Source organism: Flavobacterium agricola (genome assembly GCF_025919725.1).
Lineage (GTDB): Bacteria > Bacteroidota > Bacteroidia > Flavobacteriales > Flavobacteriaceae > Flavobacterium > Flavobacterium agricola.
The window spans coordinates 2,352,332-2,372,073 of sequence record NZ_CP081495.1; the positions used below are offsets into that span (position 1 = coordinate 2,352,332).

At 32.6% G+C, this 19,742-nt stretch carries 18 protein-coding genes; 7 read left to right on the forward strand and 11 right to left on the reverse strand.

The window, feature by feature from the left end:
* Positions 1-56: 56 nt before the first annotated feature.
* From K5I29_RS11660 to K5I29_RS11670, 3 genes are all read right to left on the reverse strand, one after another.
* Positions 57-575 (reverse strand): hypothetical protein, encoded by a 519-nt coding sequence (locus K5I29_RS11660; protein WP_264433506.1) that lies wholly within the window; start codon positions 573-575, stop codon positions 57-59.
* A 274-nt stretch (positions 576-849) separates the two neighbouring features.
* Positions 850-1,971, reverse strand: a complete 1,122-nt coding sequence (locus tag K5I29_RS11665; protein ID WP_264433507.1) for a GTP cyclohydrolase — start codon at positions 1,969-1,971, stop codon at positions 850-852.
* The gene (locus K5I29_RS11670) at positions 1,971-2,996 is read right to left on the reverse strand and encodes a transporter (RefSeq protein ID WP_264433508.1); all 1,026 of its coding nucleotides are present in this window, start codon (positions 2,994-2,996) and stop codon (positions 1,971-1,973) included. The genes K5I29_RS11665 and K5I29_RS11670 overlap by 1 nt, the downstream gene beginning before the upstream one ends.
* Before the next feature lie 127 nt (positions 2,997-3,123).
* On the opposite strand from K5I29_RS11670, the gene K5I29_RS11675 reads away from it, so the two are divergent.
* The 4 genes from K5I29_RS11675 to K5I29_RS11690 all read left to right on the forward strand — a co-directional run bounded on the left by K5I29_RS11675 (position 3,124) and on the right by K5I29_RS11690 (position 8,029).
* Positions 3,124-3,420, forward strand: a complete 297-nt coding sequence (locus K5I29_RS11675; RefSeq protein ID WP_264433509.1) for a DUF4834 family protein — start codon at positions 3,124-3,126, stop codon at positions 3,418-3,420.
* Positions 3,421-3,534: 114 nt separating this feature from the next.
* Entirely contained in the window at positions 3,535-4,191 is a 657-nt protein-coding gene (locus tag K5I29_RS11680; protein WP_264433510.1) for a DedA family protein, read from the forward strand.
* A 99-nt stretch (positions 4,192-4,290) separates the two neighbouring features.
* The gene (locus tag K5I29_RS11685) at positions 4,291-6,744 is read left to right on the forward strand and encodes a hypothetical protein (RefSeq protein ID WP_264433511.1); all 2,454 of its coding nucleotides are present in this window, start codon (positions 4,291-4,293) and stop codon (positions 6,742-6,744) included.
* 4 nt (positions 6,745-6,748) lie between these two features.
* On the forward strand, positions 6,749-8,029 hold the full coding sequence (locus K5I29_RS11690) for a glycosyltransferase (protein ID WP_264433512.1): 1,281 nt from the start codon (positions 6,749-6,751) through the stop codon (positions 8,027-8,029).
* Positions 8,030-8,108: 79 nt separating this feature from the next.
* Here K5I29_RS11690 and K5I29_RS11695 read toward each other — a convergent pair whose 3' ends face one another.
* Both K5I29_RS11695 and uvrA read right to left on the reverse strand, forming a co-directional pair.
* Complete coding sequence (locus K5I29_RS11695) at positions 8,109-8,534, reverse strand: hypothetical protein (RefSeq protein ID WP_264433513.1); 426 nt, start codon at positions 8,532-8,534, stop codon at positions 8,109-8,111.
* 281 nt (positions 8,535-8,815) lie between these two features.
* On the reverse strand, positions 8,816-11,602 hold the full coding sequence (gene uvrA / locus K5I29_RS11700; RefSeq protein ID WP_264433514.1) for an excinuclease ABC subunit UvrA: 2,787 nt from the start codon (positions 11,600-11,602) through the stop codon (positions 8,816-8,818).
* A 304-nt stretch (positions 11,603-11,906) separates the two neighbouring features.
* Between uvrA and K5I29_RS11705 the strand changes: the two genes are divergently transcribed.
* Positions 11,907-12,491 carry an RNA polymerase sigma factor gene (locus K5I29_RS11705; RefSeq protein WP_264433515.1) on the forward strand — a complete coding sequence of 195 codons (585 nt, stop codon included), beginning with the start codon at positions 11,907-11,909 and terminating at the stop codon, positions 12,489-12,491.
* Positions 12,492-12,714: 223 nt separating this feature from the next.
* On the opposite strand, the gene K5I29_RS11710 is transcribed toward K5I29_RS11705, so the two are convergent.
* Positions 12,715-13,377: an endonuclease III domain-containing protein gene (locus tag K5I29_RS11710; RefSeq protein WP_264433516.1), complete on the reverse strand. Its 663-nt coding sequence runs from the start codon at positions 13,375-13,377 to the stop codon at positions 12,715-12,717.
* Between the two features lie 35 nt (positions 13,378-13,412).
* Between K5I29_RS11710 and bcp the strand changes: the two genes are divergently transcribed.
* Both bcp and K5I29_RS11720 read left to right on the forward strand, forming a co-directional pair.
* On the forward strand, positions 13,413-13,862 hold the full coding sequence (gene bcp, locus K5I29_RS11715; protein ID WP_264433517.1) for a thioredoxin-dependent thiol peroxidase: 450 nt from the start codon (positions 13,413-13,415) through the stop codon (positions 13,860-13,862).
* A gap of 72 nt (positions 13,863-13,934) precedes the next feature.
* Positions 13,935-14,780, forward strand: a complete 846-nt coding sequence (locus tag K5I29_RS11720; RefSeq protein ID WP_264433518.1) for a universal stress protein — start codon at positions 13,935-13,937, stop codon at positions 14,778-14,780.
* 42 nt (positions 14,781-14,822) lie between these two features.
* On the opposite strand, the gene dnaN is transcribed toward K5I29_RS11720, so the two are convergent.
* The 5 genes from dnaN to K5I29_RS11745 form a co-directional block, all read right to left on the reverse strand.
* Positions 14,823-15,941 (reverse strand): DNA polymerase III subunit beta, encoded by a 1,119-nt coding sequence (gene dnaN / locus K5I29_RS11725; protein ID WP_264433519.1) that lies wholly within the window; start codon positions 15,939-15,941, stop codon positions 14,823-14,825.
* Positions 15,942-16,011: 70 nt separating this feature from the next.
* Entirely contained in the window at positions 16,012-17,748 is a 1,737-nt protein-coding gene (gene gldG / locus K5I29_RS11730; protein ID WP_264433520.1) for a gliding motility-associated ABC transporter substrate-binding protein GldG, read from the reverse strand.
* Positions 17,748-18,473, reverse strand: coding sequence for a gliding motility-associated ABC transporter permease subunit GldF (gene gldF / locus K5I29_RS11735; RefSeq protein WP_264433521.1), 726 nt, complete (start codon positions 18,471-18,473; stop codon positions 17,748-17,750). Before gldF ends, gldG begins: the two co-directional genes overlap by 1 nt.
* Positions 18,474-18,491: 18 nt before the next feature.
* Positions 18,492-18,788 (reverse strand): putative quinol monooxygenase, encoded by a 297-nt coding sequence (locus tag K5I29_RS11740; protein WP_264433522.1) that lies wholly within the window; start codon positions 18,786-18,788, stop codon positions 18,492-18,494.
* Between the two features lie 14 nt (positions 18,789-18,802).
* Positions 18,803-19,660 (reverse strand): SAM hydrolase/SAM-dependent halogenase family protein, encoded by an 858-nt coding sequence (locus K5I29_RS11745; RefSeq protein WP_264433524.1) that lies wholly within the window; start codon positions 19,658-19,660, stop codon positions 18,803-18,805.
* Between the last annotated feature and the right edge of the window lie 82 nt (positions 19,661-19,742).

The window sequence follows — 19,742 nt, forward strand, 5'->3', positions numbered from 1 at the left end:
ATGATGAGGAGTTTTTTTATTTACTTAATGTTCATTGTTATCAGAGCATATAATAATTATTTATCTTCAACATATTTGTTATAGAAATCCTCCGTTATTTTACCTGGAAAAAAAATAACCATGGTATAATGTTTCCCAATATCTTCAAGAAAAAGAGCAGTTAATTCCTTTTTGAATTCCTCGCTGAATTCATGATTTACCTTAAATAAGTCTGACCAACAGATATTAAACAGAATTTTGTTTTTATTTATATAACGAATTATCTGTTTCATTTGTTTTTTTGTTAGCTGTTTATCTGTGTTTCTAACAAATTCCATTTCATCAACACTACTATCTTGATTAAATCTTATATTCAATTTGAAAACAGGATATATACTATTTATTTTATAATCATAAAGTATACTCTTTTTTTTATCAATAATTTTTTTGATTTTTTTTTCTCCAATGGTCTTTTCTAGTACCTCTATTAACATTTTGGTATTCTCAACATGGCATTGTTCATCAATACCTATTTTAGGTGTTTGAGCAAACATTTGGAAACTAGCAAATAAAAAAATAAGGGTAATGCGCTTCATTTGATGCTTTATTGATTAAACATTCATTTTGATGTTTAATTTAACTTTTTATACGGTTTTTATCAATTTTTTTTCTAATTAAGAATTTACTTTTACTATATAATGTTCTGTTTTATTATTGCTTACTAGTAATATAAACTACGTAGCTTTTGCGTTAGGGATAGCAGCGATATCCTTTTATGTAACGGAGTAGAATAAAAGATAAAGCGGATAGCCCGACCCGAGCTATCCGCTTTATGTATTTTTGTGTTATTCTGTGTGCGAGGGTAACACGCTATTTAACGTTTTTACGAAAGGTTTTACGTTCTTTATGCAATTCTGGACTAAATTGTTGCCAAAGCTGCTGTATTTTGTTGTTTTCTATTAAAAGCGGATTGGTTTCAACGGTTTTGATGCCTCGTTTTTTAAAATTGTTATAAAAATCTCTGAATATAAGAGCGGGTATGCCTTTAGACTGGTATTCGGGTTCGATTCCGATTAAATAAAACTCGGCATGGTCGTTCTTTTTCATAGCTTTTAATAAATGATACCACCCGAACGGAAATAAGCTTCCGTTGGCCTTTTTAAAGGCTTTTGAGAACGACGGCATGGTAATAGCAAAGGCAATGATTTTATTTTGATCGTTTACTATGATGCTGATAAAATCGGGGTGTATGTAGCCGATGTATTTTTCTTTGTAATGATCTATTTGGTATTGTTCTATTGGTACATAGCTTTGCAAGTCTGAATATGCGTGGTTTAGTACGGCAAACATTTCGTCTACATAAGGTAAAATTTCTTTCGTGTTGTTAAATTTTAATGCTCTTACCTTGTAACGTTTTTCTATTAATGGTGCAAATTTTTCCATGTTCCAAACTTTGCCCACATTTTCCATGGTCATTTGGTATTCTATCCATTCTGCTTCGGGTTTATAACCCAATTGCTCCATATGTTTCGGGTAATATTCGTAGTTATATAGCCCAATCATGGTTGGTAAATAGTCAAAACCTTTGGTTAGCATGCCGGCTTTATCCATGTTGTTAAAGCCCATAGGTCCTTCTATATATTCTAAATCGTTTTCTTGTGCGAATTCGATGGCTTTTTGAAGCAGGGCTTGACTCACGTTAATATCGTCTATAAAATCAAACCAACCAAAGCGAACTTTACGTTTGTGGAGTTGGTTTACCTCGTTCCAGTTTATAATTACGGCAATACGACCAACAATTTCTTGATTTTTGTACGCTAAATAGTATTTAACTGAAACTGTTTTTTGAACGTGATCGTTTAAATTAAAACTTTTTAATTCACCTTTTAATAAAGATGGTACCCAATAAGGATTGTTTTTATATAATGAAAAAGGAAAGGAAACAAATTGTTTCATTTCCTTTTCTGTATTTACTTGCTTTACTTGTATCATTACTCTAAAATAATTTCTTCTTCTTCTTCCTCAATTACGCGGTTTTCGATTTCAATGTTTAAGTTAAGCTCTTCGTTGTTATAGAATTCTGTTTCGAACGGTTCTTGTGGTTCTTGCTCAACCACAACTTCTGTATCTTCAACAACTGGTGCTTTTGCTTTTTTATATATTCTATGCGGTGTGTGCTTGTTTGTATTGCGCCAAGAAAGGCCAATGCCAAACATGTTTACTTTTGGCGTATCTTTAAAGTTAAAGCCAAACGAGGCATCAACTTGTAAATTATCGTTAATTAAATAGGCAGCACCTGCTCTAAAAATATTGTCAGCGTAATAATCGCTTTTAAAACCTTGATCTTCTGCAAAAATAGACCATTTATAATTAATTCCATGAGTTACCGTTAAAATATATCCGTAGGTTGGGTAATCGGTAGTTATTTTATCTGCAATAATGTTGGTTACTACAGACCATTTTGGCGATAAGGTTTGTTGCAGCAAAACCATAACTTTTGGACTAATGCTCGCATCCGTAGGAAAGGTAAACGGGTTGTTGCCTAGTTTAAAATTTGCTCCGGCATAAACCGCCACAGCGGGAATTAAATAACGAAGTTTAAATTTATTTCTAGCTTTCCAACTGTATAAGTTTACCTCGGGTTCGTAATTTTTCCATGGGTCGTAAACCAAATATTTAGCACCTAATCTAAAATGGTTTAATCCGCTTCGGTTTTGGGCTCCGTACGGGCTTTCAAACCGATCGGTTTTATAATCTATTTCGCCAATAAATTCTAATTGTTCAAAAAAAGCACCGTATCGTACATCTATTTCTGCACCAAAACCTAGGGCTTTGTTTTGCATTAAAACATGTTTTTTATTCTCATTGTAAAGCCCCGTTTCTAGCTGAATTACTTTTTTACCCACAGCATAAGCGCCGAACGATTTTCCTGGTCGGTTTGAGTTTATAGTATTGGTAATTTGGGCATTACAAGTAACACATAAAATAAGGTTACAAATAAGAATTTTTAATTTCATGTTCTGTTTTTAAGCGCCATGTTGCTATAAATAAACTAAAAGCGGCTGTTTTTATTATTATTTTAAGAAATTTATATTTAAAAAATCAGGTCAATTTTGTAAATTTGATAAGCAAAAACAAATAATTATGAATACAGCATCATTTACTGGCTTTTTAAGTACAATACTTTGGATCGTATTAATTTATTACGCGTTAAAGTTTTTGTTTCGATTGTTTGCTCCTATTTTATTTAAGGTTGCCGTTCAGAAAGCCGAAAAAAGTTTCAACGAAAAGTCAAGACAATTTTACGAACAACAAAATCAATACTCAGGATCTACAGAATCAAACCATAAAACAGCTCAATCTAAATCAGAAATTAACATTAATGATTTGAGAGAGAAAAAAAAGATTGGGGAATATATTGATTTTGAGGAGATAAAATAATTTCAAAGCTAAAAAAAATCGGGCGATTTCGTCCGATTTTTTTTGTTTATTTTTAATTAGTATACTAAAAAGCGTTTTAATAGTTTTGTAATTATTACCTTTTTAAACTTCTTGATGGATTTACTTGTAAGCTTGTACGATTTTATAATGCATATTGATTTGCATTTGGTTGATTTTGTTAACGATTATGGGGTTTGGTTATACGCCATTTTGTTTTTAATTATTTTTACTGAAACCGGGGTGGTTGTAATGCCTTTTTTACCTGGCGATTCGTTGTTGTTTGCTGCCGGCATGTTAGCGGCACAACCTAATGAAATTAACGTACTGCTTTTAATGGTAATTTTGTTTGCCGCAGCTTTTTTAGGCGATTCGCTTAATTACTTTATAGGTAATAAGTTTGGTTACAAAGCTACGCGTGTTAAATTATTTGGCTACCAAGTTATTAAACAAGAACAAATTGATAAAACGCACGATTTTTACGAAAAATACGGTACAAAAACTATTGTTATTGCTCGGTTTGTACCTATTGTAAGAACGTTAGCCCCTTTTGTTGCCGGAATTGGTAGTATGAAATACAGTACTTTTACAACCTTTAACTTACTTGGTGCCTTTATTTGGGTATTCGGTATTACATTGGCCGGATATTTTTTAGGAAATATTGAGATTATTCGTGCCAATTTTTCTAAAGTAGTTTTAGCAATTATTGTTCTGTCGGTTTTACCGATTGTGTACGAACTGATAAAAAATAAATTTTTTGCCCCTTCAAAATAAATAAAGCTCGATTTTCGAGCTTTTATTTTTAGTACATGTTTCAGCAACGTACTATTATTTATTAAATTAGCTCCATTAAAATTTAGAAACAAAAAAACCATGCATAAAATTAAAAGCTATTTACCTTATTTGTATGTTATTCTTGGCTTTGTACTAATTTCATTGCTGTATTTTAGCCCTGTTTTACAAGGCAAACAAATACAACAATCTGATATTACACAATATATCGGGATGGCAAAAGAGCAAAATGATTTTAGAGCCGCTCACGGCGAAGAACCATATTGGACAAACGGTGCCTTTGGTGGGATGCCAACCTATCAATTAGGAGCAAAGTACCCAAATAATTACATTAAGGTTTTAGACGAAACATTGCGTTTTTTACCTCGTCCGGCAGATTATTTATTTCTGTACTTTGTTGGTTTCTTTATTTTATTACGCGTTTTAAAAGTTGATTTTTTAAAGGCTTTTATTGGCGCATTAGCTTTCGGTTTTTCTACCTATTTAATAATTATTTTAGGCGTTGGACATAATGCAAAAGCACATGCTATAGCTTATATGCCTGTTGTAATTGCAGGGGTTTTATTGGTTTTCAGAAAAAAATATATTGCAGGTGGATTACTAACAACCGTTGCTGCAGCTTTAGAGATTAATGCGAATCACTTTCAAATGACGTATTATCTTTTAATCTTTTTATTGGTAATGGGTATTTTTTACCTCGTTTCTTTTATTAAAGCGAAAGATTATAAGGCCATTTATACCTCGGTTTTAGTGTTTTTTGTTGCAGGTTTGTTAGCGCTTGGTTCTAATGCAAGTAATTTATTGGCTACATCCGAATATGCTAAAGTTTCTACACGTAGCACATCTAATTTAAGTTTTGAACCAGACGGCTCACCAAAAGTTTCATCAAACGGAATGAGCTATGAGTACATTACCGAATACAGCTACGGAATTCCTGAAAGTTTAAATTTATTAGCTCCACGTTTATTTGGTGGTTCTAATAACGAAGATGTTGGTACATCCTCATCCTTATTCAACTTTTTAACATCAATAGGAGCAAATTCTTATCAAGCACAAGAAATAACCGCTCATGCACCTACGTATTGGGGTGATCAGCCCATTGTTGCAGCGCCTGCCTATGTTGGTGCAGCCGTTTTTTGTTTGGCTATTTTATGCATGTTTATAGAAAAACGTCGTATTAAATATGTTTTTGCCACCGGTGCTTTAGTTTCGTTATTATTATCTTGGGGTAAAAACTTTGATTTTTTAACTAGCTTTTTTATTGATTATGTACCGATGTACGACAAGTTCCGTGCAGTTTCTTCTATTCAAGTTATTCTCGAGTTATGTTTCCCGGTATTAGCCATTTTAGGATTGCAAGCGTTTTATAAAACAACCGATAAAAAAGTTAGAATTGATGCTTTAAAAAACACGGTTTTTGTTTCAGGAGTTATTTTAGCTGTAATTTTATTAGGTTACGTAATTTTTGATTTTAACGGCTTGTCAGATGGTTATTTTATTCAAGCTTACGGCGAATACGGACCACATTTTGTAGAAGCCTTAATAGAAGACAGAAAATCTTTTTACTTAGCAGATACCGTGCGTAGCTTTGCAATTATTGCAATTGTATTAGCTGTGTTGTTCGCTTTTAGCAAACAAATGCTTAATTCAACCGTTTCGGTTTTGCTTATTGGTTTTGTAATGGTTTTTGATTTGGTTTTGGTAGACAGAAATTATGTAAACAACAATGCCTTTGTTTCTGCTCGTCAGGTTAACGAACCATTTGCTCCAACCGAAGCCGATTTATTTATATTAAAAGATACCACGCAATTTCGCGTTTACGATTTGCAAGGCGGATTAAACAGCGCGCGAACTTCATATTTTCATCATTCATTGGGCGGTTATCACGCAGCAAAACCTTTAAAATTGCAACAGCTGTTTGATTATCAAATTTCAAAACAAAATTTTGAAGTGCTGAATATGCTGAATGTAAAATACATTTTACAACCAAGCGAAGAAGGTGTTGTCCCTTTGTTGAATGAAAATGCAAACGGAAATGCTTGGTTTGTAAAAGCTGTACAAAAAGTAAATTCGGCCGATGCCGAAATGAAAGCTTTAGATAAAACCGATACCAAATCGGTAGCTATTGTTAACGAAGCTAAGTTTCCGGAAATAACAAAAAAATTAGCTAATTTATATACGGTTGATGCCGATTCGTACATCAATTTGGTTTCATACCAACCGAATGAATTAGTTTATCATTCGTACAATTCTAAACCAACGGTAGCTGTTTTTTCAGAAATATATTATCCAAACGGATGGAACGCATATATTGATGGGAATTTAGCAGAGCATTTCGAGGCAGATTATACCTTACGTGCGCTTCAAGTACCTGAAGGTAAGCATACCATAATTTTTAAATTTGAACCTAAAGTTGTTCAAGTTGGAGGTGCCATTGCGTTAATTGCAAACCTTTTAATTTTGCTTTGCTTAGTTGGTGGCATTTATGTTGGATATAAAAAATGTGCAAAAAAACAGCCAAAAACTGCAGCGTAAGTACATGAAAAAAGTTTTAATTATAACATATTATTGGCCACCAGCAGGCGGTCCTGGCGTACAGCGTTGGCTAAAGTTTGTAAAATATTTACCAGATTTTGGTGTGCATCCTGTGGTTTATGTGCCCAAAAATCCAACGTATCCGTTGCAAGATTCAAATTTAATTTCAGATATTGATTCTAATCGAATAACCGTACTGAAACAAAAAATTTTTGAACCTTATGCTATGGCTTCTTTTTTCTCTAAAAAAGAAACCAAAAAAATTAGCTCGGGCATTATTGCGCCCGAACGCAAACAAACTTTTGCTCAAAAAGCTTTGCTTTGGATTCGCGGTAATTTTTTTATTCCTGATGCACGCGTTTTTTGGGTTAAGCCATCGGTTGCGTATTTAAGCAACTACATTAAGGAGCAACAAATAGAAACGGTTATTACAACCGGCCCGCCGCATAGCTTGCATTTAATAGGTTTACAATTAAAAAAACAAATGCCAGCAATAAAATGGATTGCAGATTTTCGAGATCCGTGGACAACCATCGGTTATTATAAAGATTTAAAACTTTCGGCTAGCTCGCATCAAAAACATAAAAAACTAGAACAACAAGTACTTAACAAAGCCGATCAAATTGTAGTTACAAGCGCAGTAACGAAAGCTGAATTTGCTGTGTTAACGCCTAAACCCATTGCGGTAATTACTAATGGTTATGATACTGAACCTATACCGCCGCAAGAATTAGATATAAAGTTTTCGTTAGCGCATATCGGATCTTTTTTATCCAAGCGTAATCCTCGCATTTTTTGGAAAGCGATTACCGAAATTCTAAAAGAAGATGCAACTTTTAAAGAGCATTTTGAGCTGAAGTTAATAGGCGCTGTTTCTCAAGAAATTATTGATACAATTGATGAGTTTAAACTGACTAAGTTTACACGTAATTTGGGTTACATTTCGCATCAGGATGCTGTGGTTGAGCAACGTAAATCACAAGTTTTGTTATTGATTGAAATTGATTCTGACGAAACCAAATGTATTATTCCTGGTAAGTTGTTTGAATATATGGTGTCGTACCGCCCAATTTTGGCTATTGGTCCTGAAGATACTGATGTAGAACAAATTATTAAAGAAACCAATACTGGGGTTTATACAACATACGATGAAAAACACAGAATTAAAGAAACTATAAAAAGTTATTATGCTTTGTTTCTGGCAAATAAACTGCATGTTTATCCTGAAGGACTAGCGCGTTATAGTCGTAAAAACTTAACTAAAAAACTTACTGAATTATTATAATTAAAAATAAAAGGCCTTAAGAAATTCTTAAGGCCTTTTACATAAAACAAATTAACTTAAATATAGGAACTTTAAATTTCTATCTATAATTCGGACGATGCTGTCTTGGCATTGGGCGTTGTGAATAATACCCATCATAACTTGCGTAAACGCTCGGTCCTTTATAATCTATAAACGTACCACCAATTTGTGCAACTTTATTGTTGCGGTGGTATAAAATAAACACATTGTTTATTCTAACAATTCTTCCAGCTCGATCGCGTTCAACCAAAATGCGATCTCTGTTATTTGTATTAATGTTTATGTTACTTCCGTTTCTGGTTGCTATATGAACCGATGTGCCTGCATTTCGGCGTAACGGCGCATAATCAAACCTTCCGTTTTTATAAACAACAAATTCAATGCCTTGTTCTACAAAAACAACTGATTTGTTTTTTGGTTTTTCTGCAGCTTGTGTTGTAAAAAAACTAAAAAGAATAAAAATATATGGGACTAACTTTTTCATAGCAATTTATATTAAATAATTATAGGTTGTTTGTTATCCGGATATTATTGCAAATACAAGATGCGTGCCAATTTAATTTTAATTCTTGTTAACAATTTATGTTTACAAGTACTATTTTATAAACAGCTGTTGTGGATAAATTACTTTTATGTATTTAGTTATTAACAAAAGTTGTTAATAAAGCTGTTTATAACCTTGTTTTTGTTGATAACTTGTTTATTTGTGTGTTAGTATTCTGTTTACGGAATAAAAAAACGCGAACCATTTGGTTCGCGTTTTTTTTATAATTTTTCTTTTAAGTATTTCCCGGTTTCAGAATTTTTATTTTTTACAATTTCTTCAGGTGTTCCAAAAGCAATTAATTGTCCGCCATTTTCTCCACCTTCGGGGCCAATATCAACAATATAATCGGCGCATTTAATTAAATCTAAATTATGTTCAATTACAATTACCGAATGTCCTTTTTCTATTAATGCATTAAAGGATTGTAGTAGTTTTTTAATATCGTGAAAATGCAATCCGGTAGTTGGCTCATCAAAAATAAATAAAACTTTTTCTTTGGTTAATCCGTGGGTTAAAAAAGTTGCTAGCTTAATACGCTGTGCTTCTCCGCCAGATAAGGTTGATGAAGATTGGCCTAGTTTTACATAACCCAACCCAACATCTTGCAACGGTTTTATTTTGTTAACAATTTTGGTTAAATCATTTTTAGTGAAAAATGTTATTGCATCATCAACCGTTAAGTTTAGAATGTCATTAATGTTATGTCCGTCAAATTGAACTTCTAAAATTTCTTTTTTAAAGCGTTTGCCGTTACATGCATCACATTCTAAATGTACGTCGGCCATAAATTGCATTTCAATGGTTACCGTTCCTTCGCCTTTACATTGTTCGCAACGACCACCATCTACATTATACGAAAAATGTTTAGGTTGGTAGTTTCTGATTTTAGAAAGGTTTTGTTTGGCAAATAAATCACGAATTTCGTCGTAAGCTTTAATATAACTTATTGGGTTAGAACGTGAGCTTTTACCAATCGGATTTTGATCTACATATTCTATAGATTGAATGTGTTTGTAACTACCTGCTAAGCTTGAAAATTGCCCTGGTTTTTCGCCCGTTCCGAACAATTCTTTTTGTAATGCAGGATGTAATATTTTTTTAACTAAGGTTGATTTACCAGAACCAGAAACACCGGTTACTACGGTTAAACAATCTAAAGGAAAAACGACATCTATATTTTTTAAGTTGTTTTCGCGAGCGCCTTTAACTTCTACAAAATTTTTGTATTTGCGACGTTTTTTAGGCACTTCGATTTCTAATCGGCCGCTTAAATATTTACCAGTTAAAGAATCGGCTTTTAAAATTTCATTAAAGGTTCCTTGGGCAACCAATTCACCACCAAAGCTGCCGGCTTCTGGACCGATATCAACAATCATATCGGCTGCTTTCATTATATCTTCATCGTGTTCAACTACAATAACGGTATTGCCTAAATCACGAAGTTTATTTAATACGGTAATTAATCTTTCTGAATCTTTAGAATGTAAACCAATACTAGGTTCGTCTAAAATGTACATAGAACCTACTAATGAACTGCCTAATGACGTTGCTAAATTGATGCGTTGCGATTCGCCACCTGATAAAGTTGATGAATTGCGGTTTAAGGTTAGATAATTTAAACCAACCTGATCTAAGAATTGTAAACGGTTGTTTATTTCTACCAACAAGCGTTTAGCAACTTGTTGGTCGTATTCGTTTAATTCTAGTTGTTGAAAAAAGGCAATAAGTTTAATGATTGGTAAATCTACCAAATCAGAAATGCTTTTATTATCAATTTTTACATAATTGGCTTCTGCACGTAAACGACGCCCGTTACATAAGTTGCATTTTGTTTTTCCGCGATAGCGAGAAAGCATGACACGGTTTTGTATTTTATAACTTTTTTCTTCTAATTCTTTAAAAAAATCGGTTAAGCCTGTAAAGTATTTATTTCCGGTCCAAAGTAAGTTTTTTTGATCGTCGGTTAATTCATAAAACGGTTTGTGAATCGGAAAATCAAATTTATAGGCATTGTTAACCAATTGTTGACGAAAATAATCCATGGTTTCACCTTTCCACGGAAAAATAGCTCCGTCAAAAACAGAAAGGCTGGTGTTACCAAAAACTAAATCTTCATCAATACCAATAGTATTTCCGTATCCATCGCATTTTGGACATGCACCATACGGATTGTTAAACGAAAATAAATGTACGTTGGGTTCTAAAAACGTGATCCCGTCGGCTTCAAATTTATTAGAGAATTCGATACGCGAATTATCAGCAACATTTTCAATAAAAAGCTGTCCTTTTCCTTCATAAAAAGCAATATCAATTGCATCAGCAATGCGGTTATAAAAATCTTCATCGTGGCGAATAACGATTCGGTCAATCACAATAAATAATTCTTTACCTAAATCATCTACCAATTCAATTTCATCCAAACGTAATGTTTCGCCGTTATCTAAGATGCGTGCAAAACCTTGTTGTAATAAAACTTTTAATTTGTTTTCTAAGGTTCTGCCTTCTTCTAACTTAATAGGTGCTAAAAGTAAATAACGATCACCTTCATTAAGCGTTTTAATGTAATTTACCACATCGGTTACCGAATGTTTTTTGACTTCGATACCAGAAATTGGCGAATATGTTTTACCAATGCGCGCAAATAACAACTTAATATAATCATAAATTTCGGTTGACGTACCTACGGTAGAACGTGCGTTAACAGTGTTAACTTTTTGTTCAATAGCAATAGCTGGTGCTATACCTTTAATATAATCTACTTTCGGTTTGTTTAATCGGCCTAAAAATTGACGTGCGTATGAAGAAAGGCTTTCTACATAACGACGTTGTCCTTCTGCAAACAAAGTTCCAAAAGCTAAGCTTGATTTACCTGATCCTGACAAGCCCGTAATTACAATAAGTTGTTTGCGTGGCAAAGCAACATCTATGTTTTTAAGGTTGTTAAGTTGTGCTCCTTTAATCAGGATGTTTTGTTTGGTATCTAAAGAATTGAAATCTGATTGCATATTGAATTCGTTTGTACAAAGATACACAAGAATTTGTTTAGGAAATAAAACTTCCTTTTTTGTAGTTAATCGATTTTTGTAATCCTTATGTAGATTAGGAATGTGTATTTTTTGTGGTTTGTACAAAACCTAATACTTTTACTGAAGAAACTAATAAAAATTAGTAAGAATCTACTTAATAAACAACTTAATTGACAAAAAATAAAAAAAACCTTAATTTTTATTAAAATATTGTTAAAAAGTTTTGTACATTTAAGTTCTTGTAATTTATAATTAAAGGGAAAGTAACTAAAAAACGAAAGCTATGGGAAACGAGCAAAATAGTGATGCAGTTTTGGTGAAGCAATACATCGAGGGAAACGAGAATGCTTTAGCTAAGTTAATCGAAAGACATCAGTCTAAGATTTATGGTTTCATCTATTCTAAAGTTATGGATAGAGATGTAACTGAAGATATTTTTCAGGATACGTTTATTAAAGTTATAAAAACTTTAAAAACGGGTTCTTATAGTGAAGAAGGAAAATTTTTACCTTGGGTTATGAGAATTTCTCACAACTTAATTGTAGATCACTTCAGAAAATCTAAAAAAATGACTTTTCAACGTGAAACAGAAGAGTTTTCTATTTTCTCAATCATTACTGATTCTGCACCTAATATTGAATCGACCATTATTAATTCGCAGATAATTAATGATTTGAAAAAATTGATTGAAGAGTTACCTAACGATCAAAAAGAAGTTTTAAATATGAGAATCTATGAAGATTTGAGTTTTAAAGAGATTTCTGAGCAAACTGGCGTGTCTATTAACACTGCGTTGGGTCGTATGCGATATGCGCTAATGAATTTGAGAAAAATTATCGAGAAGAATAATATTATTCTGAATGAATAATAATAATTTGAGAAATATTTATTACTTTTGTAATACCAAAACCTAAATTATTATTATAAAAAAATGAAAAAAAGACCTCAAGTTCTGAAAAGAAACTATGAGCCTAAGCAATCGACTTTAAGTTTTTTGCGTAATTATTCGGCTCAATTTTTTTCAGTAAAATCAAAACACATTGGCATGATATTACTTAGTAATAATTAAAATATAAAAAAACCAAGTTTTATTACTTGGTTTTTTTGTTTTTATAATAGTCTTGAATAACAGATTTTCTTCCAATAGTTGCGGTAATAATGTCTTTTTCTAAATCCCAACCTCGAGCGGGCGAATATTCACGTCCATACCAAATCATTTGTAAATGTAAATCGTTCCAAGTGCTTTCTGGAAATAAACGCTTGGCGTCTTTTTCAGTTTGAACTACGTTTTTACCATTGCTTAAATTCCAGCGGTACATTAAACGGTGAATGTGTGTATCAACCGGAAAGGCAGGCACACCAAAAGCTTGACTCATTACTACGCTGGCTGTTTTATGCCCAACAGCAGGAAGTTCTTCTAATCCTTCAAAGCTTTGCGGTACTTCACCGTTGTATTTGTCAATTAAAATTTGTGATAAATGATAAATGCCTTTCGATTTCATGGGGGATAAACCACATGGGCGAATAATATCTTGTATTTCTTCAATACTTAATTTTACCATATCAAACGGATTATCTGCTTTAGCAAATAAAATAGGTGTAATTTGATTCACTCTTACATCGGTACATTGTGCTGATAATAAAACAGCAATTAATAACGTGTAAGGATCTTTATGATTAAGCGGAATAGGAATTTCTGGATATAAAATTTGCAATGTATTTATAACAAATTCTATTTTTTCTTGTTTAGTCATTTTTGTAAATTTATATAAATTAAAACTAAAAAGTTATGTTGCATTTAAAAATTGGCGATCAAGCACCAGATTTTAATGTTCCTGATGAGAACGGTACCATTCACAACTTAAATCAATACAAAGGTAAAAAATTAGTTCTGTATTTCTATCCAAAAGCGAGTACGCCTGGTTGTACAGCCGAAGCGTGTAATTTAAGAGATAATTATGACGCATTGCTAAACCGTGGTTTTGAAGTTTTAGGCGTAAGCGCAGACGAGCAACCTAAATTACAAAACTTTATTACCAAACAGAATTTACCTTTTCATTTACTTTCTGATGTAGATAAAAAAATGTTGAATGATTACGGCGTTTGGGGACCAAAAAAATTTATGGGTAAAGAATATGACGGTATTCATAGAACAACATTTATTATTGATGAAGCTGGTATAATAACTGATATTATTACGAAAGTTAAAACTAAGGATCATTATAGTCAAATAAAGTAACTTTTTTTTGTTAAAAGTTTATATAAATTGTACATTTAAGTAATAATCAGGTATTAACTAAACTTTTAAACAATGAAGAAAATATTATTTCCGACTGATTTTTCTGAAACAGCAAACAATGCTTTTATTACAGCATTAAAAATGGCTGATTTTTTGAACTATGAAATTTTAGTTTTACACACTTACGAAATGCCTGTGATTAATTTTGGAGGTAATTTAGCTTTTGCTCCCGAAATTTATTCGACTATTGAGTTAGATACTTTTGAAAGTTTTCGCGATATAATGGCTCGCTTGCGTGACATGGCTTATGCTAATAAGTTAGATCATATTACAATTAATCATATGTTATTGCAAGGTGGTTTAATTGATACCATGAAAACCATTGTTAATGACGAAAATGTGCGATTAATTGTTATGGGAACATCAGGTACTAACGATTGGGCTAGCCGTTTATTTGGTTCTAATACGATTGATGTTATGAATCATGTACCACGAAATCTTTTAGTTATTCCAGACAACATTCAGTACCATAAAATTAGTACCATAGGGTTTACTACTAAATTTAGACCTAAGGATAAAAAAGCATTGAAAGAAGTTGTTCGAATTGCAAAAAAGGTTGGGGCAGAAGTTAGATGTTTGTACGTAAAGCCATCTAATAGTGACGTAACCGAAGAAACAATTGAACAATGGCGTGAAGATTTTAAAGATAAGGATGTGCAATTTGTTATTATTCCGCACGATGATGTGAAAGAATCTATTCACGATTTTTTAAACTTTAATCATATTGATGTTCTGGCTATGCTAAGCTACAAATCCAACTTTTTAAAAGAAGTTTTTGTTAAGCGAAATTTAGCGAAAGAAATTATTGGAGAAATTAAAATTCCGTTATTAGCCATTCGTGCAGATTATAAAGAATAAAAAAAGCCAGCTTTAAGCTGGCTTTTTTTATTCTTTATATTTTTAGTTATTTAACATAACTGGCATAACAAGCATAGTAACCGTTTCGCCCTCATCTAATCCGTCAATCGGAGTTAGAATTCCAGCACGGTTTGGTAATGACATTTCAATCTGAACTTCATCAGCTTGTAAGTTTGTAAGCATTTCTGTTAAAAACTTTGAGTTGAAACCAATTTGAATATCATCACCTTGGTAATCACAATTTAAACGTTCTTCTGCTTTGTTAGAAAAATCAATATCTTCAGCAGAAATGTTTAATTCGTTACCAGCAATTTTTAAACGAATTTGGTGTGTTGTTTTGTTAGAGAAAATAGCAACACGTTTTACAGAGCTTAAAAGCTCGGTACGATTCATAATTAAACGATTCGGATTTTCTTTAGGAATAACCGCTTCGTAATTAGGATATTTACCGTCAATTAAACGACAAGTTAACTTGTAATTATCAAATTTAAAAGATGCGTTGGCATCGTTGTATTCAATCGTAATTTCGCTGTTAGAAGTTGCTAAAATACCTTTTAAAATGTTTAAAGGCTTTTTAGGCATAATAAATTCTGCTTTTTGTGCAGAAGTTACATCAGTACGAGCGTATTTAACCAGTTTATGTGCATCTGTTGCAACAAATGTTAAACCTGTTGTAGCGAATTGAAAAAATACGCCTGACATAACCGGACGTAAATCGTCGTTACCCGCAGCAAAAATTGTTTTACTAATTGCTGTAGAAAGTACATCTGCCGGAACTATGGTATTAGAAGGATCTTCTAATTCTACAGGTTTCGGAAATTCTTCTCCTTTTGCATAAGCTAATGCGTAGCTACCAGAATTAGAATTAATTTCTATGGTATTATTATCTAGAACCGTAAATGTTAACGGTTGTTCTGCAAAAGTTTTTAAAGTTTCTAAAAGTAATTTTGCTGGTACAGCAATAACCCCTGTATTAGAACTATTAACTTCTAAAACTGCCGACATGGTAGTTTCTAAATCTGAAGCTGATACTTTTAAAGTGTTTTTATTTAATTCGAATAAAAAATTATCCAAAATAGGTAATGTGTTACTGTTGTTTATAACACCTTGTAAAACTTGTAATTGTTTTAAAAAATATGAGCTAGATACAATAAATTTCATAGATAAAAATATTTTTTTAATGCAAAAAATGCCTACTGCAATTTAGGTTTTTAATTTATGTTTTACAAAATTATTTTACGTACATTTTTTTACGCAAGTAAATGAAAATCAGTCCAAAAATCAAGATTATACCAATAGGTATGGTAATGGTTATGATTTGAATCGTCGTGTAATTTTTATAAACACGCTCTTTATCTAACAAAGGTAAACTTACATCTTTTGCTCTGATATCTAACAAGCCAACATCGTCTAACAAATAGTTTACACTGTTTAATACAAAATCTTTATTCCCGAATAAAATGCTTGAAAAATAATCATAACCCAACTCGCGTGGTACACCATTTTGATCGATTTGGTTTTTTATCACATCGCCGTCGGCAACCACAATCATTTTACCTTCTTTGTCTGTAATTTCTTTAAACGTAGGATCTTTAAACGGTAGCACACGATTTTTGTACATCGATTCAAAATTACCTTCAACTAAAACGGCTAACGGAATAAATCCATTGACGTAATCTGCAGGATCGGGCTGAGGTTCATCAACCAAATCTAAAGAAACCACAAACGGTGTTCCGATGGCTTTTGAATATTGCGAAGAATTTAATAGAACCGTTTTGTTCAGCTTTCCTTTTAAAATTTCAATCGGATTGGCAAAATCAAACTTAATTCCATCAACATTTTTTACAATTGGATGATAGTCAAAAGATGCTGCAGTTATATTAATCGTATCTTTTACATAGCTTTTTGCTGGATAAACGTAAGGAGCCAACTTCCACGGATATTGTTCGTATTGGGTTTGGCTGCCCATTTCACCGCTCGCTAATTTTATTGGCGTAGCATATTCATCTTTAATCAGCATGGGTTTGATGCGAATGCCTTGTTTAAAAAAGAAATCGTCTAAATTCAGATTTCTCGGATAAGCCAATGTACTTCCGTTTTCGTTGTACAAGCTATCCATATCAGCCTGAACTGCATCAATAAACCAAAGCGATTTTCCGCCGTTTACCATGTACTGATCTAAAACTAATTTTTGCTGATCGGTAAAAGGTTTGGTTGGTTTGGCTACCACAACCAAATCGTAAGTTTCTAAATCTTGTAATGTTTTATTAGGATTGATAGCTACCGAATCTAAAGTAAAAGGTGCAATATGATAATTTTCGCGAACAGCTATTAAGAAATCGGCAATTTGTAAATCGTGCAATTCGCCAACATCTTTAATTACTGCAATTTTTTTAGATTTTTCTTGTGTAATTTTCTGAATAGCTTCGGCAATAGCATATTCTAAATGTTGTACCGAGCTAATAACTTTTTCTTGCGTTGTTGCGCCCATCATATTTTTTAACAACTGAATGCGCGCCGATTGTTCGCCATAATTGGCAATGGCCCAAGGAAAAACAAGCTGTTGAGATTGTTTGCCTTTATCATCAACCGTTACCGTTATGGGTTTTAAGCCCAAACTAAAAAGTTCTTGCACCACCTGATCTTCTTTACCTTCTTCTTCATCCATCGGATTAACAAAGGTGAATTGAATGTTTGAGTTGTAGGCAGAAAATTCTTCAAGCATTTGCTTGGTTTCGTATTGCAAACGTTTAAATTCAGCCGGAAAGTTTCCGTCCAATAAAACATCTATAAATAGTGGTTGTGTAACTTGTTCTATAATTTTATGTGAAGCCGCAGATAATGTATATCGTTTGTCAGAAGTTAAATCGAAGCGTTTAAAAATAATTAGAGAAACCAAATTTGCAACAACTAAAACGGCAACAACGGTTACAAATTTACCTAAGGCTTTTTTATTTGATGCTTTCATTATGCTTTTAAAGTTTTTAATTTATACACGGTTGCTGCAATAAAAAACACAGTAACCGATGTAAAATAAATAATATCTCGCGAATCTATAACCCCACGGCTAATGCTAGAATAATGGTTTTGTAAGCTAAAATAACGTAAGGTTTGCCCAAAACTACCCATTAAGTTCGCTACAGCATCCAAGCCATAAAATAAAATAAAGCATAAAACTACCGCCAAAATAAAAGCAACAATCTGATTTTCTGATAGCGTTGAGGTAAAAACACCAACAGCAGTATAAGCAGCAATTAAAAAACACAAACCAAAGTACGAGCCCAATGTGCTGCCCATATCCATGTAATTGTCTAAGTAGGTATAATCTTGTATAACCCAAACATAAATTAGTGTTGGAATTATGGCGATTAAAATAAGCACAAAAGCACCTAAAAATTTACCCATAACAATTTGTGTTAACGATAGCGGTTTAGTAAATAGCAATTCAATTGTACCTAATTTTAATTCGTCCGAAAAACTTTTCATGGTAGTTGCCGGAATTAAAAATAGCAAAACCCATGGTGCTAAAGTAAAAAACGGACTTAAGTCGGCAAATCCACCATTTAAAATGTTGTATTCTCCTTCAAAAACCCATAAAAATAAACCATTTATAAGTAAAAAAATAAGTAAAACTAGATAACCAATGGGCGATCCAAAAAACGCTTTTATTTCGCGTAGCATTAATGCCTTCATGTTTTATTTTTTAAATAATTAGGGTAATGAGCTTAGCTTGTCCACACTCCAAGCTTCTGGCTTATCGTTAAAAAATTGTTTGGTGTATGCCCAAACTTGTTTAAATAAATCTGACTTTCTGTAGTTTTCTAAATCTTCTACATCATTCCAAATGCTATAGGTAAAAAATATGCACGGGTTTTCTTTATCCTGATATAATTCTAAAAAATTATTTCCCGGATAATTTCTAATTTTTTCTTTTACTTCATTAAAGTTTTCTAAAAACAAAGGAATTTTATCTTCATGAAAACTTAATTTAACTAAGCGTATAAACATAATGGTGGTAAAATTTAAAATTGAGGTTCTTTTTTTAAGGGCTCAAAAAAAGTAACGCGAACGGCACTGCCTTGTGTTAAACCAAGTAACGATTTTGCTCCGCCAATGGTTTTGGGGTTTGCTTTGTAAATGGCAATTTCTAAATGCTGAGTCGAGTTAAACAGCGCCAAAACATTTCCTTCACGGGTTTTTAAAACTTCTTCGTTTTCTACTTCAAAATCCGAATAATTTTTATGTATGCGTCCAATTTTTTTGGTGCCAAACGAAACGTAAAAATCGCGTCCTTTAGCAACATCACGTACTTGGTTTTTTGTAATATTGGTAATACAATTACCGTAATTGTCGGTGTAAATAACCTGGCCGTATAAAGCCGAATTATCTGCAGCAACATTAGCTTGGGGTACAATAATTTCTTTTAAAGCTTTAATTGGGCGCCCAATAACATCCAAATTTCCACCTTTAGCCAAATGGCTGGCAACAATGAGTAATATATCCATGGCACTGGTATCTTCGTCATACCGATGATGAATATTAATCTCGTATAGTTTTTCAGGTTGGTATTTGTGTGTTAAAAAAGATAAAACCCCGTTATCTGCAGCAATAAAATATTGATCTTGCCATAACATAACAACGTGGCGGTTAAAAGCTGTTTTTTCGCAATCCACACCAATTACATGAACGGTGCCTTTAGGGAAATTAGCATAAGCACTTTCTATAACATAACTAGCTTCTTGCACGTTAAACAAATCAATATCGTGCGAAATGTCTACAATAATAAAATCTCTATTTTCACTTAACAAGCGCCCTTTCACAGCACCCACATAGTGGTCTTTGTGTCCAAAATCGGTTGTTAAAGTTATAATAGCATTCATTTTTTATTATTTTGTAGTACAAATTATGATAAAAAAGTTAAATTTGAGCAATACAAAGCTAACTTATTTTTTAATTAAATCT

Coding starts and splice junctions, on each gene's coding strand:
- K5I29_RS11705 (WP_264433515.1), top strand. CDS start 11,907: ATGGGAAACGAGCAAAATAGTGATGCAGTTTTGGTGAAGCAATACATC.
- K5I29_RS11675 (WP_264433509.1), top strand. CDS start 3,124: ATGAATACAGCATCATTTACTGGCTTTTTAAGTACAATACTTTGGATC.
- uvrA (WP_264433514.1), bottom strand. CDS start 11,602: ATGCAATCAGATTTCAATTCTTTAGATACCAAACAAAACATCCTGATT.
- gldG (WP_264433520.1), bottom strand. CDS start 17,748: ATGAAAGCATCAAATAAAAAAGCCTTAGGTAAATTTGTAACCGTTGTT.
- K5I29_RS11680 (WP_264433510.1), top strand. CDS start 3,535: ATGGATTTACTTGTAAGCTTGTACGATTTTATAATGCATATTGATTTG.
- K5I29_RS11695 (WP_264433513.1), bottom strand. CDS start 8,534: ATGAAAAAGTTAGTCCCATATATTTTTATTCTTTTTAGTTTTTTTACA.
- K5I29_RS11660 (WP_264433506.1), bottom strand. CDS start 575: ATGAAGCGCATTACCCTTATTTTTTTATTTGCTAGTTTCCAAATGTTT.
- K5I29_RS11720 (WP_264433518.1), top strand. CDS start 13,935: ATGAAGAAAATATTATTTCCGACTGATTTTTCTGAAACAGCAAACAAT.
- K5I29_RS11665 (WP_264433507.1), bottom strand. CDS start 1,971: ATGATACAAGTAAAGCAAGTAAATACAGAAAAGGAAATGAAACAATTT.
- bcp (WP_264433517.1), top strand. CDS start 13,413: ATGTTGCATTTAAAAATTGGCGATCAAGCACCAGATTTTAATGTTCCT.
- K5I29_RS11745 (WP_264433524.1), bottom strand. CDS start 19,660: ATGAATGCTATTATAACTTTAACAACCGATTTTGGACACAAAGACCAC.
- dnaN (WP_264433519.1), bottom strand. CDS start 15,941: ATGAAATTTATTGTATCTAGCTCATATTTTTTAAAACAATTACAAGTT.
- K5I29_RS11710 (WP_264433516.1), bottom strand. CDS start 13,377: ATGACTAAACAAGAAAAAATAGAATTTGTTATAAATACATTGCAAATT.
- K5I29_RS11685 (WP_264433511.1), top strand. CDS start 4,291: ATGCATAAAATTAAAAGCTATTTACCTTATTTGTATGTTATTCTTGGC.
- K5I29_RS11690 (WP_264433512.1), top strand. CDS start 6,749: ATGAAAAAAGTTTTAATTATAACATATTATTGGCCACCAGCAGGCGGT.
- K5I29_RS11740 (WP_264433522.1), bottom strand. CDS start 18,788: ATGTTTATACGCTTAGTTAAATTAAGTTTTCATGAAGATAAAATTCCT.
- gldF (WP_264433521.1), bottom strand. CDS start 18,473: ATGAAGGCATTAATGCTACGCGAAATAAAAGCGTTTTTTGGATCGCCC.
- K5I29_RS11670 (WP_264433508.1), bottom strand. CDS start 2,996: ATGAAATTAAAAATTCTTATTTGTAACCTTATTTTATGTGTTACTTGT.